Raw genomic sequence first — 13,683 nt, 5'->3', positions numbered from 1 at the left:
TACTCAATATCCAACCCACTTGGAAAACTGACTGCTAATATTGACTGATTAGCTTTCGCTGGTGCGACGCTTGCGAGAACGACGAGCGGCTGCCAATCCAGCAGCTCCCAATGCTAACCCTCCCATCGTCAACGGTTCGGGAACTGCTGCAGCACTTACGGTTACGTCGTTAAAGTCTCCATCGGCACCTGCCCATTTAATATCTTCAAAGGCAATTGCCACCGGTCCACTAAACGGATCTGCAGATTGATAGGAACTGGCATCGAAGGCTTGTGCTTCTGTGCCGCCAGTGGTTCCAAAGGCAGCTCGCTGACCATAGGTATTCAAGCTGGTTGTGCTGTAGGCTATTCCTTGATTGTTGCCGTTATAAGTGCTTGCAAGTCCCAGAGTGTAAACTTTACCCGCCAGGAACGTAAAGGTATCGTTGACCTGGGTCACGGCGTTTCCTAAAGTGGCTTCAAAGCCATTTTGTGCGCCGTTATCGGAGGCTTGGGTTTCTTCAAATACCACCCCGTTCTCTGCTGCTGCCAAGGAGCCATCGGTGAGTACCTCAAAGATTTTGAGGGTGGACTGGAAAGCTCCGTTAGAACTGCCGAAGGAGAATTTGACTTCGGTATCGCTATTAAAACTGATGCCGTCGGTGCCGAAGGAAAAGGCTCGGGCTGGAGCGGATGCCCCAAACAGCGCGATCGCAACGGCGGCTCCTATGGAAATAGAAAGGGTCTTTTTCATGATGTCATGCACTCCCTGCGTTACTTGACTATATGGTATTATTATGGCAGATATCGATCTCCAATTTGCAGTGTCAGATGGTTCTTTGCAGAATCTTCATTTAATTCTTGGCTAACAATTAAACTGCAATCTACATTCTACGTTACACCAGAAACTTTTTTGATGCAGCGATCGCCTTCACCTGATGAGTGCGATCGGCGTCACAATTGCTTCCCTACGCTCCATCTTTTTCCTTGTCCGTACTGGGGTTAAGGAGAGGCTCAAAAGCTCCCACCAGACTCCATTTACCGACATAACAGTTTAATATTGCCCAACCCCCCCATACAGACTTTCAGTAAAATCACCCAACTTATCAATTAACCTCTTGTTAGATAAAAGTGCTTTCAGTGATTTTACGGATATGGCCTCAACAATGATAAAAAATTAGGCTAGAAAAGCAGCAACGTCCTATGTAAAAGCCATCTGCTCTGAGCATTGTTTTTCAGGGGAGTTTGATAAATAAAACCCAATCGGTTTTATAAAAACTGCATAATTTGTGAAAAAGAATTGTGGCTCCATTTGGCGGCTGAGCCTCGGAAGACGCCTTCCGAGGCTCAGTGGGGGTAGCGATCGCCCAAGATCCTCTTTTAATTCCCGTAAACCTGCTGATAGTAAGCTCGATACTCCTCCGAGAGCAAGGGACGCCACCAATCTTGGTGAGTCAAATACCAGAGTACAGTTTGGCGCAGACCTTCTTCCACAGTAACCGAGGGAGTCCATCCCAATTGAGTTTTAATTTTAGTAGCGTCGATCGCATAACGGCGATCGTGTCCCGGTCTATCCTTAACAAAAGCAATCAACTTTTCGCAGGGACGCATCGGCAAATCGGGGGCTAATTCGTCCATCAGCCGGCACAGCATCCGCACCAAATCAATATTTTTAACCTCATTATTGCCGCCGATATTGTACGTTGCGCCCGGAGTCCCTCGGTGAATCACCAAATCCAGGGCGCGACAATGGTCTTCCACATAGAGCCAATCTCGAATATTTTCTCCATCCCCATATACGGGCAAAGGTTTGCCGAGAAGCATGTTGATGCACATCAGGGGAATCAGCTTTTCGGGAAAATGATACGGTCCGTAGTTATTCGAGCAATTGGTGACGATGGTGGGGATGCCGTAGGTATGGTAGTATGCACGGGCAAGGTGGTCGCTACCTGCTTTTGAGGCGGAATAAGGACTGTTGGGTGCATAAGGTGTTTTTTCTGTAAAAGCTGGATCCCTGGGGGTCAGAGTGCCATAAACTTCATCCGTGGAGACGTGGATAAACACCCCTTGTGGATTTCCGCCTTTGACTGAAAAGAGAGTTTGCCAGTGGATCCGGAATGCCTCTAATAGAGTGAAAGTGCCGACCACATTGGTTTGAATGAAAGCAGACGGACCTAAAATCGAGCGATCGACGTGGGATTCGGCGGCGAAGTGGACGACGGTATCGATTTGTTCTTCTTCAAGCAGAGTCTCTACTAAGGAGCGATCGCAGATATTCCCCTGCACGAACCGAAAATTTTCTTTTCCAACTAAACTCGCCAGATTTTGCCGATTGCCCGCGTAGGTTAGAGCATCTAGAACCACAACCCTGTCGCCTGGATAGCGAGTACACCAGTAGCGAACAAAATTGGATCCAATAAACCCAGCCCCCCCGGTCACTAATAATCGGCGGGAGGGTCGATTTTCATGGAAATTGGGAGTCGATGTCATCCAGGGTGTTTCTTCAATTCCAAACAGTGCTATTCAACAATACCTTTAAACCCGCCTCTCATCCAGCTTATTTGTGGAATAAATAAATATTGACCCAGCAGGCTGTTTGCCACATCAGGGATCTTCCGTAAATTGGACAAAACCAAAGTGATTCCGTAATCAGGGGGAAGGCTGAAATCCTCTCCCTTAACTAACAGTAAAACCTATTGAATGGTGTGAGGAACTCGATTGTGGAGAAGCAAGATATCCTGAGTTTAGCCACCCAAGGCGACCCGATCGCGATCGCCTTATTGCTCAATCAAGTCTTACAACCCAAAAGAAACATAACCGCCCAAGTCATCCGCAAAAAGAACCGACTTCATATCCTCCTAGAAAGCGATCGCATCCCCGACCCCGAAGCCTATGTCCCCTATATTAAAAACGGCTTAAACCGACTCCAACTCAGTTGCATAGATTCCGTGCGAATTTATGGACGGCAAACTGGTGAAACGGCCCCGGCGTGGGATCGGACATTAGAGTGGGGAAAATCCCCCGAAAGTAACGAGTTTTCCATATCGCGATCGCCACGGAAACAGGACTCCAAAGCTGCCGCTGAACCCTCCCCCCGCGATGCAGACGCAGCAGCGATCGCCGCTGACACTACCACCGTGGCACCCACTGGCCCTTCTGCGACACCCGTACCCACAACCCTACACTCCCGGGCAACAACAACCGGGATTGGCAACCCTCCTCCCGAAGCGGCGATCGCAGTTTCTACCCTGCCCTCAGTGGGCCAATCCCAGATCGGTGCATCTGTTGCCCCATCGGCACCGCTTCCCGCCCCGGAAACGCCCCCAGAGCCAATCCCACCCCGCAAAGAAAAATCCGCTGCGATCGGCAACTCCCTGAAAATCCTGGTGCCCTTAGTCGCCCTCACCAGCTTTTGCCTCGGCATCAGTTGGGAGATGTTCAAAAACCCCGATCGCTATAGTCCCACCGTATTGTTCTCCACCGTGGGTGAAACCCTAGCCGCTGTAGAGCTACCGGATTTGCCGCCACTGCCGTCGCTTTCCCCCTCCCCTGCCACCTTTGAACCTTTCTCCAGCGAGAAGCCGATCGCCCACTTCACGGAGCTTTCCAAACGGGTCGAGGCTTCCATTCCCGCCACGCCAATTACCATCAAAGCGGTAGGAGATATCGTTCCGGGCACCAATTTTCCCGCCAATAAACTGCCCCAGCGGGAGCAAAGTTTATTTGAGTCGGTCAAACCCTACCTGCAAGGTGCCGATATTTTATTTGGCAATTTTGAAAGCACCTTGACAAATCATCCATATTCTGCTAAAGATGTCAGCCGTTCGATGGTATTTGCCTTTCGCAACCCGCCCGCCTATGCCCAACTCTTAAAAGATGTGGGGTTTGATGTGTTGAATTTAGCCAATAACCATTCCAATGATTTTGGAGAAGTCGGCTTAGAAGACACCATCGAAAATATCACCAAAGCCGGCATGAAAGTGGTGGGTAAAAAAGATGAAATTCTCTATCTCAATGTCAAAAACGTTCCGATTGCCTTTATTGGCTTCAGCACCTACTACTATCATAACTCCGTCCATGAATTAGAAGCGGCGAAAGCATTAGTAGAAGAAGCCAAACAAAAAGCCACGATTGTAGTTATTTCCGTACATGGCGGGGCTGAGGGAACCGGGGCGCTGCATGTAAAAAACCGCACGGAAATGTTTTATGGAGAAAACCGGGGCAATTTAGTATTATTTTCCCGAGCGATGATTGATGCGGGGGCGGATTTAATTTTAGGGCATGGACCCCACGTTCCCCGAGCGTTAGAAATCTATCAAGGAAAGTTAATTGCCTATTCTTTAGGGAATTTTGTTGGGTATCGCACCCTTTCAAACGCAGGCAAGTTAGGGTATTCGCTAATTTTAGAGGTAGAAATGGACATCGAGGGAAATTTTGTGGCCGGTAAAATTATTCCCGTACATTTGAAAGGGAAAGGGATTCCCTACATCGACCAACAGTTTCGCACGGTGCAGCTCATGCGGGATTTGATTAAAAGCGATTTTCCCGAGACACCGATCGCGATCGATGATGAGGGGAAAGTGCTGATAGAAGAGCGCGGCGAATAAGAGACATGAGGGAGTTTTGAATGGTGACACCCATTCAAAACTCCCGCGAGAGCGATTCCAAATAAAGGAGAAGTTGTGGGAGTTGGATCCGGTGAAGGTTAAGACAACCTGGGAGAGGGGGGAAGGGGAAGAGAAGCTCGGTTAAGTGAGGACGCCGGACTCTTCCGAGAGGAGAAATTCGAGAGCCTCCTTCATTTCTGCGGGTGTAGTGGTGGCGGTGCCGAATTGACGCACCACGATGCTAGCGGCCAAATTGCCCAATACGGCAGATTCCCACAAGGAACCGCCAGCGGTCAATCCGAGGGTGAGTGCGGCGACGACAGTATCCCCTGCACCGGTGACATCGAAGACATCGGTGCGATTGAAAGCGGGGATGCGATCGTGAGTGCCTGTGGGGTGAAATAAGCTCATGCCCTCATCACCTCGGGTAATGAGCATCTGTTTGGCGCGGGTGAGGGAGAGCAGATCCGAGCCGGCTTGGGTGAGGGTTTGGGGAGAGTCGATCGCGTAGCCCACCGCTTGTTCCGCTTCTGGGAGATTGGGGGTAAAGAGAGTGGCACCGGCATAGCGTTGTAGGTGCTTTTGGGTATCCACAATAGTCAGGGGATGTTGTAATGCGGCTTCGATCGCCGGTGCGGTGAGGACGCCATCGCCATAGTCAGAACAGACCACAGCATCCACCGTATGGAGTTGTTCTCGGATGTAGGCTGCCAGTTGAAGTTGGTTTTCCAGGGAAGGTAAGGCGTCAGATTTGCGATCGACGCGGACGATTTGCTGGGTAACAGACTGACGGGCATGACCGGAAATCCGGGTTTTGGTGACGGTGGGGCGATCGCTATCTACCAACATGCCCGTGGTGTCGATTCGGGCGGCTTCAAAGATGTGACGCAGAGCGTTTCCTTGCTCATCTTTGCCCACGAATCCAGCGACTTTCACCTGTGCCCCCAAGGTAGCGAGGTTATAGACGGCATTTGCTCCACCCCCAGGCACCTGTCGGGTGGTTTCGTGGCGAATAATCAAAACCGGTGCTTCGCGCGAAAGCCGCTCTACCTGACCGGTGAGAAATTCGTCCAGGGTCAGGTCGCCCACCACGAGGACGCGGGCTTGAGAAAAGCGGTTGATGAGGTCGATCGCTCGCGGTTGATAGTGGCGAAGTCGCTCGAGAAAATTTGAATCGATAGCCATCTGGGTGAAACGTTTCTAAACTGACGCAGTATGAATTCTGCCCGAGGGAGGGTAAATCGGCAATTTACGCCGTCGGTCAACCGAGCGATCGCCCTTTCACCGGAAAGATCCGCTAGCAGAAATCGGGAGTCAGGTGTACTTTGGCATTGGCGATCGCATTCACCTCCAGCAGGAGAGGCGATCGCGAAGCTCGAGCAGACCCTGGAACCGGAACATAGAGATGAACCTACTTTAATTTCGTTTTGATCAAATTGACGATCTGACCCATCTGCTTCTTCATCGCATTCATTTCGGCTTGCATTTTGGCAATTTGCTGCTTGAGGGCTTGAATTTCGGCAGCACTAGCACCTCCTTGAGCTTCAGGGGCGCTGGTTTTCGGGGCTGCAGCAGGGGCTGCAGCTTTCCCAGACGGCTTCCATTTTTTCGCCTTTGCCATCGCCGACTTGATCGCGTCAATCAGTGACTTTTTATCAAACGGCTTTTCAATAAATTCAAAATACTCAAACGGTTCGGCAATTTTCTCAGCGACTTCCTCCTTGCGGCCTGACATCAACACAAGGGGGGTCATTTTGCCTTCTGCATTGGATATTTTTTGCAACTGCTGAAACACCTCCCAACCACTGACTTTCGGCAATAGGAAGTCCAACATAATCAGGTTGGGGTGGGCTTCGCGAATCAGCTTGAGTCCTTGCTCGCCGTCTTTTGCCTCTAATACATCAAAATTACCGGCAGGCAACATTTCTCTTACCATCCGCTGGATGACTTTACTATCATCGATAACCAGGATTTTGTGACTTGCCACGACTGACTCCTCTGGGGGTGTATGAAAGCTGTTTTGCGAGTTACGGCTTTTTACATTATGACTGGAGGTGGGACACTTATGCAGGCTCAAACCTAGCTTATCTCGCGCTCCACGTCGGTAAGTATGCCAAAAGTCCGATCGCGTTAAGAAGGCGCTAGTCTAAGAAGGGGTATGCCTAATTCTACTGTTAGATCGAAAATTCCCAAGCTCAACTCTTTGGACTAGAATAGCGCTGAGAGTGGTTTGCCAGGGGCAGTATTAGAATAAGCTTAGCGATAGCAACCCCCGCTTTGGGATGTGTTGCGACAATTGGCCGCAAGCCGATGTCTCGCTATTGTTTGCAAATCACTCGGAATATTTGAGCGATCGAGATTATGTCTGCCAGAACCCGTGAAACTTTCTCATCGGATCCCGCCCTGGTAAGGGCAGAAATTGAAGCAATGCCGGCATGGCTGAGACGCCGAGGAATCGGCAAAGCCAGCGAACTGTCGCAAGTGCAACGGATTATTAAGCAGCGTCAAATTCACACCATCTGCGAGGAGGGACGCTGCCCCAACCGAGGGGAATGTTATAGCAACAAAACGGCGACCTTTCTGCTGATGGGACCGATTTGTACCCGTTCTTGTGCATTTTGTCAAGTGGATAAGGGACATGCGCCGATGCCATTAGACCCGGAGGAACCGGAAAAGGTGGCGGAGTCGGTGCAGTTGCTGGGCTTGCGCTATGTGGTGCTGACCTCGGTGGCGCGAGACGATGTGCCGGATGCGGGAGCGGGTTGGTTCGTGAAAACGATGGAGGCCATTCGCCGCCGGAATCCCCAAACTCAGATTGAGGTGCTGACGGCAGATTTCTGGGGGGGACAGGGAAATCGAGAAGCATCGCCGGCAGCTTTACAGCGAGAGAGAATCGCAACGGTGGTGCGGGCCAAACCGGCTTGTTACAACCATAATGTGGAAACGGTGAAACGCTTACAAGGGCCGGTGCGACGGGGGGCGAAGTACGATCGCTCTGTGGCGGTGTTGCAAATTGTGAAAGAACTCGATGGGAGCATTCCCACAAAGTCGGGATTAATGTTGGGTCACGGGGAAACGAAGGCCGAAGTAATCGCCGCGATGGAAGATTTGCGGCGGGTGGATTGCGATCGCATTACTCTGGGCCAATACATGCGCCCCTCCCTGGAGCATTTGCCGGTGCAAAAATATTGGACGCCAGAAGAATTTGACGAATTAGGGGCGATCGCTCGCGAAATGGGCTTTTCCCACGTGCGCTCAGGCCCTCTGGTTCGCAGTTCTTACCACGCGGGGGAAGAACCGTAAATCCTCTGTCCCCCTCGCCTGGGTAGGGTGGGCAATGCCCACCCTACGCCTTCCCTTCAATTCGGAAGGAGTGTTACTTATAAATTGGCATTTGGCCACTTTCCAGACGACCCATGTAATTGTCTAGATCGGCTCGTACCTTGTCGGCGAGAATGAAGCCGCCCAGCATGTTCGGGAATGCCATCGACAAGAGCATCATGTCCGCGAAATCAAGTACCGCTCCGAGGTTAACCACTGCGCCGAGGAAGACGCAAGCGACGAACACTCCCCGATAAACTATGGTGGTACTTTCGCCAAACAGATAGGTCCAAGCCCGCTCGCCGTAGTAACTCCAGGAAATCATGGTGGAGAAGGCAAACAGGAATACGGCTAAGGCGAGGATGAAGGGAAACCAGTCGATCGCGGTGCCGAAAGCAGCAGAGGTGGTTTCCACCCCCGGGGCCGTGGTGGTATTGGCATATTCGCCGGTAATAATCACCACCAAAGCAGTCATGTTGCAAATGACCACGGTATCGATGAACGGTTCGAGGAGGGCGACGATGCCTTCGCGCACCGGTTCGTCGGTGCGGGCGGCGGCGTGGGCGATCGCCGCCGAACCGATGCCAGCTTCATTGGAGAACACCGAGCGACGAATCCCTTGCACTAATACGCCAATAAATCCGCCTTCAATCGCCTGTGGGGAGAACGCTTCGACGAAAATTTTGGCAAACGCGCCGGGAATTTCCGGCAGGTTAATCAGCAGAATCCATAGGGAGGCGAGGACGTAAATCATGCACATGGAAGGCACTAGCGCCCCGGCGACGGTGCCGATGCGACGAATCCCGCCGATAATGACCAGGGCGACTAAGGTGGCGATCGCAATGCCATAAATCCAGTTGGGCAACCCCTCAATTACACCGGAAACGGCAACATAGGATTGATTGGCTTGAAACATATTCCCGCCTCCGAATGCCGCCCCAATGCACAATACGGCAAACACACCAGCGAGTATTTTGCCGAAGGGTCGCATGCCTCGTTCTGCCAAACCCCGAGACAGGTAGTACATCGGTCCGCCGGCAATATGTCCGTTGGGCAGAATCATGCGGTATTTTTGCGCCAGGGTACATTCGACAAATTTACTGGTCATGCCAAATAACCCGGCGATGGTCATCCATAACATGGCTCCCGGCCCGCCTACCGAGACGGCGATCGCCACCCCGGCAATATTCCCCAGTCCTACGGTGGCGGAGAGGGCTGCCGCTAGGGCTTGGAAATGGGTGACTTCTCCGCTTTCGTCGGGGTCGTCATAGTGCCCTCGCACCACATAGATGGCATGTTTGAAGGCGCGAAAGTTGATAAAGCCCATCCGAATGGTGAAAAATATGGCACCGCCAATCAACCACACTACGATCAGGGGAACGCCGAACATGTCGAAGAACAGAACTACTGCCATCGCGTCCACAAGCTGGGTGAATACGGCATCCAGGGTGTCTAAAAAACCCCCGGATGAGGCTTCTGGCGCGTCTTGAGCGATCGCGGCGATCGGTACAAACAGAAATAACAGTAATAGTACAATCCAGGTTTTTTTCATAGACTAAAACTCAGTTCTGACGGGAAATCGGGCGTGGGCGATCGCGCACAAATTTGAGTGAGCCAAACACTTATTGCCGCCACATTAGCAGACAATTCACGTTTCGGCTGTGGCGTGATTATCGCTCGATCTGTAAACAAGCATGCGAAGTTTTGTCAAGAAAGTCCGTTACTTTTTCAGTTTTCGATGGGGGCGATCGGCTGAGGCGATGGGTGATTTTCTCAGACCCACTGGCGGTTCTGGGTCTAGCACCCGGATATCAAATCTTCCCTACACCCATGCGGATAGCAGAGTTTGAGCCATTGGAAGAGACAAATGAGGGTCCCAAGGCGAGCGATGTTTCAAAGAATAAACCAATGGGTGGGAGAAATCTGAGCGATTTCTGATAAAATTTCATAAAAGTTAAAATTTCGTCAATAAATCCTGGATGAGCTTATTGGTTGTTGGTGCCACTGGCACCCTAGGCAGACAGGTAGCCCGTCGCGCCCTAGACGAGGGATACCAGGTACGCTGTTTAGTACGGAGTTTCAAAAAAGCGGCTTTTTTAAAAGAATGGGGCGCTGAACTGGTCCGAGGGGATCTGTGCGATCGCGAAAGCCTACCCAAAGCCTTAGAAGGCGTCACGGCCATTATCGATGCAGCCACGGCCCGTCCTACAGATTCCCTGAGCATCAGACAAGTGGACTGGGAGGGCAAGGTGGCTCTGATTCAAGCTGCCAAAACCGCTGGCGTCGATCGCTATATCTTCTTTTCTATCTTAGATGCAGAAAAATACCCGGACGTGCCCCTGATGGAAATCAAGCGCTGTACGGAACAATTTCTCGCCGAATCGGGTTTAAATTACACGATTTTGCAACTGGCTGGCTTCATGCAAGGTCTCATCGGTCAGTACGCAATTCCAATTTTGGACAATCAGCCGGTGTGGGTCACGGGTCAGTCCGCACCGATCGCCTATATGGACACCCAAGATATCGCCAAGTTTGCCGTCCGCGCGTTATCAATTCGGGAAACGGAGAATCAACGCTTTCCAGTGGTAGGCTCCCGGGCTTGGAGTTCTGAGGAAATCATCGAGTTGTGCTCTCGTCTGTCGGGACAGCAAGCGAAGGTAACTCGGATGCCGATGGGCTTATTGCGCGCGGTTCGCCGATTGACCCGGTTTTTCCAGTGGGGCTGGAATGTGGCCGATCGCTTGGCGTTTGCTGAGGTGCTTGCCTCGGGTAAACCCCTGGTCGCGCCAATGGATGAGGTGTATTCTACCTTTGACCTGGATCCGCAAAACACGACCTCGGTGGAATCTTACCTGAAAGACTACTTTAGTCGGATTTTGAAGAAGTTAAAGGAATTGGACTACGACCAAAAAAAGGCCAAAAATCAATCCAAACGGCGGGTGCCTTTCTAAGCTCCCCCTAGACCGAATCGAATCTAACATGGTAAAAGTAATCTAGGGGCCTACCCGGTGGGTTCAAAATGAAGCGATCGCTGCTTGGACGCCGTTTCTCGGTTATTTCACTGTAGCCAAACGATCGTGCGAAGCGTTGGCCCATTTTTGGCTAACCTCTCCGGGTAAGTTAACCATAACTCTTGCCAATTTTTCCCCTAGGCATTAATTTCTGAACCCTTAGCTGGATTTTTTCGTTGTGCCCAAAGCTGGCATTATCTACAACGACGATAAACCTGTGGCTTGTCGCGTGGCCAAACAATGGCAGGACAAGCTACACCGATATGGTTGGGATGTTTGTATTGCTACAGGCGTGGGCGGCATCCTGGGCTATTCTACGCCGGAAAAACCCATGTGCCATACGTCGGTCGAGCAGTTAACCCCGGTCGGTTTCGATGCTGACATGAATTTTGCTCTCGTCCTGGGTGGCGATGGCACGGTGTTGGCGGCTTGCCGTCAAGTGGCGGCTTGTGGCACCCCTTTGCTGACGGTGAATACCGGCCATATGGGATTTCTCACGGAAACCTACCTCAATCAACTCCCGCAAGCAATGAAAAAGGTGCTGGCGGGAGACTATCAAATTGAAGAGCGCACGATGCTCAGGGTTCAGGTTCTCCGCGAGGATCGCGTGACTTGGGAGGCCCTGTGCCTGAATGAAATGGTGCTGCACCGCGAACCGCTGACGAGTATGTGCCACTTTGAAATTGAAGTGGGCCGCCATGCACCAGTGGATATTGCGGCGGATGGGGTGATTATCTCTACCCCCACTGGTTCGACGGCTTATGGCCTTTCGGCGGGCGGTCCGGTAATTACTCCCGATGTACCGGTGTTGCAACTGGTGCCGATTTGTCCCCATTCTCTGGCGTCTCGCGCTTTGGTGTTTGCCAATAGCGAACCGGTTACCATTTTTCCGGCCAATCCCAATCGACTGGTGATGGTGATGGATGGCAATGCTGGCTGCTATGTGCTGCCAGAGGATCGGGTGCGGGTGGAGCGATCGCGCTATTCGGCTCGTTTTATCCGCCTTCAACACCCAGAGTTCTTTCACGTGCTGCGCGAAAAACTCGGTTGGGGTCTGCCCCATGTGGCCAAACCCACTTCCGTGGAACTTCCCTAACCTGCCCTGGTTTCTCTACGGTCCCACGCGCCTTTCCCGCTCTTTCGCAATTTCAGGCGAGCCATATTGGTGGCTTGCGGGTAACAAATTGTTAACGCGCGATAGGCGAGGGAAAAGAGCGATCGCGGGGGGTCCTCCCCCCTTTTAAGCCAAGAAATGTGATAGAATTTGACGAAATGATTGCAACCGATCGCCACCGATATTTGCGAGTGACGAAGGGTGAACAATACCAGAAAAATTGACTCAGCAATTCGCAACTGGCAATTTTCAACAGAAAGCTCCACCCTTTTCCAAGGCAAACCACGGTGGAAAAGTCCGGGGCAAACATTTAAAAAACACAGCTCCAAGCCGCCGGGCCGCGATCGCAGGAAACCATAGATGCAAAAATGTATCGAAAACATCTATTGCAGACCCCTGTGGGTCAGGCAAAAAAAGGGCGCAGGTAGCGCAAATTCAATTGATTGATTATGATTTTAATCAACAACTCCTGAGTTTTTAAAACCCGATAAATTTGGCTTTGGCTCCCATGTCTGTGCAAGTCAATCTCAACGAACGACAACAATATGTCTTGTGGGCGACGGTGCGGCACTATATTGCCACTGCCGAACCGGTAGGCTCCAAGACATTGGTAGAAGAATTTAATCTGAGCGTCTCGCCGGCAACCATTCGCAATGCAATGGGCTGTTTGGAAAAAGCCGGATTGCTTTATCAACCTCATACCTCTGCAGGGCGCGTGCCTTCAGATTCCGGATATCGGATTTATGTGGATAAGCTGATTCAACCCTCCTCTCGCATATCGCGTCAGGTGGAGCAATTGCTCGGCGATCGCCTGAGCTGGGAAAAGTGGGCGTTTGATACCGTATTGAGGGGGGCCTCACAGATCTTGGCCACCCTCAGCGGATGTATCGCCTTAATTACAATGCCTCAGACCTCTAGCGCTCGTCTGAGGCATTTGCAATTCATGCAAATCGAACCGCGCAAAATCATGGTGATTGTGGTCACCGATAGCTATCAAACGCACTCAGCGGTGATGGAACTCGGCGAATCGCCCGAAGACCCCCCACCGGATGAAGAAATCGTCGATCGCGAATTGCAAATTCTCTCCAATTTCTTGAATACCCATCTGGGCGGACAAACCCTCAGCGAACTCTCGGAACTCGACTGGCGCGAGTTAGGGCGAGAATTCGAGCGCTATGCGGAAGTGCTGAGCGGATGGCTCAAAGATTTGGCACGGCGGGCGCGCACCCCGGGTAACACCGAAATTTTGATTAGTGGTGTCTCGGAAGTGTTGCGACAACCGGAGTTTTCCGAGTTGACCCAAGTGCAGACCTTGATTCAACTCCTGGAAGAAGAACAAGACCAATTGTGGCCGTTAATTTTTGAACCACCGGTGGCTCCAGGAGCCGGTCAGCGCGTTAACGTCCGCATCGGTAGCGAAAATCCGTTAGAACCGATTCGAACCTGTACTTTGATTTCTTCCACCTACGGGAAAGGATCCGTGCCCTTGGGCAGTGTGGGGGTCCTCGGCCCCACGCGCATGGTGTATGAAAATGCGATCGCAATGGTGGAGGCGGCGGCGGATTATCTCTCAGAGGCAGTCAGGGACTCCGTAGAAACCAACCCCATGTCTAAAGCCAGGGGCTTGTACTTCTAACCACCTGACCAGCCTA

At 51.6% G+C, this 13,683-nt stretch carries 12 protein-coding genes; 7 read left to right on the top strand and 5 right to left on the bottom strand.

Annotated elements, in window-relative coordinates:
- Window positions 1-48: 48 nt before the first annotated feature.
- Entirely contained in the window at window positions 49-732 is a 684-nt protein-coding gene (locus LKK83_RS14650) for a PEP-CTERM sorting domain-containing protein (RefSeq protein ID WP_324631931.1), read from the bottom strand.
- A gap of 626 nt (window positions 733-1,358) precedes the next feature.
- A complete protein-coding gene (gene rfbB, locus LKK83_RS14645) occupies window positions 1,359-2,468 on the bottom strand; it encodes a dTDP-glucose 4,6-dehydratase (RefSeq protein ID WP_324631930.1) in 1,110 nt (369 codons plus the stop codon).
- A 230-nt stretch (window positions 2,469-2,698) separates the two neighbouring features.
- Here rfbB and LKK83_RS14640 point away from each other — a divergent pair, with 230 nt between their 5' ends.
- The gene (locus LKK83_RS14640) at window positions 2,699-4,585 is read left to right on the top strand and encodes a CapA family protein (RefSeq protein WP_324631929.1); all 1,887 of its coding nucleotides are present in this window, start codon (window positions 2,699-2,701) and stop codon (window positions 4,583-4,585) included.
- A gap of 141 nt (window positions 4,586-4,726) precedes the next feature.
- On the opposite strand, the gene rfaE1 is transcribed toward LKK83_RS14640, so the two are convergent.
- Window positions 4,727-5,770 carry a D-glycero-beta-D-manno-heptose-7-phosphate kinase gene (gene rfaE1, locus LKK83_RS14635; protein WP_324631928.1) on the bottom strand — a complete coding sequence of 348 codons (1,044 nt, stop codon included), beginning with the start codon at window positions 5,768-5,770 and terminating at the stop codon, window positions 4,727-4,729.
- Between the two features lie 30 nt (window positions 5,771-5,800).
- On the opposite strand from rfaE1, the gene LKK83_RS14630 reads away from it, so the two are divergent.
- Window positions 5,801-6,016, top strand: a complete 216-nt coding sequence (locus LKK83_RS14630) for a hypothetical protein (RefSeq protein WP_324631927.1) — start codon at window positions 5,801-5,803, stop codon at window positions 6,014-6,016.
- On the opposite strand, the gene LKK83_RS14625 is transcribed toward LKK83_RS14630, so the two are convergent.
- A complete protein-coding gene (locus LKK83_RS14625; RefSeq protein WP_324631926.1) occupies window positions 5,997-6,572 on the bottom strand; it encodes a response regulator in 576 nt (191 codons plus the stop codon). The genes LKK83_RS14630 and LKK83_RS14625 overlap by 20 nt on opposite strands.
- Window positions 6,573-6,946: 374 nt before the next feature.
- Between LKK83_RS14625 and lipA the strand changes: the two genes are divergently transcribed.
- Entirely contained in the window at window positions 6,947-7,888 is a 942-nt protein-coding gene (gene lipA, locus LKK83_RS14620) for a lipoyl synthase (protein ID WP_324631925.1), read from the top strand.
- Window positions 7,889-7,961: 73 nt separating this feature from the next.
- Here the strand turns inward: lipA and LKK83_RS14615 are convergent, their stop codons facing one another.
- Window positions 7,962-9,458, bottom strand: coding sequence for an alanine/glycine:cation symporter family protein (locus LKK83_RS14615; RefSeq protein ID WP_324631924.1), 1,497 nt, complete (start codon window positions 9,456-9,458; stop codon window positions 7,962-7,964).
- A gap of 427 nt (window positions 9,459-9,885) precedes the next feature.
- On the opposite strand from LKK83_RS14615, the gene LKK83_RS14610 reads away from it, so the two are divergent.
- The 4 genes from LKK83_RS14610 to hrcA all read left to right on the top strand — a co-directional run bounded on the left by LKK83_RS14610 (window position 9,886) and on the right by hrcA (window position 13,667).
- Window positions 9,886-10,857, top strand: coding sequence for an SDR family oxidoreductase (locus LKK83_RS14610; RefSeq protein WP_324631923.1), 972 nt, complete (start codon window positions 9,886-9,888; stop codon window positions 10,855-10,857).
- 238 nt (window positions 10,858-11,095) lie between these two features.
- The gene (locus LKK83_RS14605) at window positions 11,096-12,013 is read left to right on the top strand and encodes an NAD(+) kinase (RefSeq protein ID WP_324631922.1); all 918 of its coding nucleotides are present in this window, start codon (window positions 11,096-11,098) and stop codon (window positions 12,011-12,013) included.
- A 238-nt stretch (window positions 12,014-12,251) separates the two neighbouring features.
- Complete coding sequence (locus LKK83_RS14600; protein WP_324631921.1) at window positions 12,252-12,512, top strand: hypothetical protein; 261 nt, start codon at window positions 12,252-12,254, stop codon at window positions 12,510-12,512.
- A 27-nt stretch (window positions 12,513-12,539) separates the two neighbouring features.
- Window positions 12,540-13,667: a heat-inducible transcriptional repressor HrcA gene (gene hrcA / locus LKK83_RS14595; protein WP_442957316.1), complete on the top strand. Its 1,128-nt coding sequence runs from the start codon at window positions 12,540-12,542 to the stop codon at window positions 13,665-13,667.
- The last annotated feature ends 16 nt before the right edge of the window (window positions 13,668-13,683 follow it).

The sequence above is a fragment of the Phormidium sp. CCY1219 genome, from assembly GCF_035615515.1.
Taxonomy (GTDB): domain Bacteria; phylum Cyanobacteriota; class Cyanobacteriia; order Cyanobacteriales; family Laspinemataceae; genus CCY1219.
This window is presented reverse-complemented; position numbering and strand designations above follow the sequence as displayed.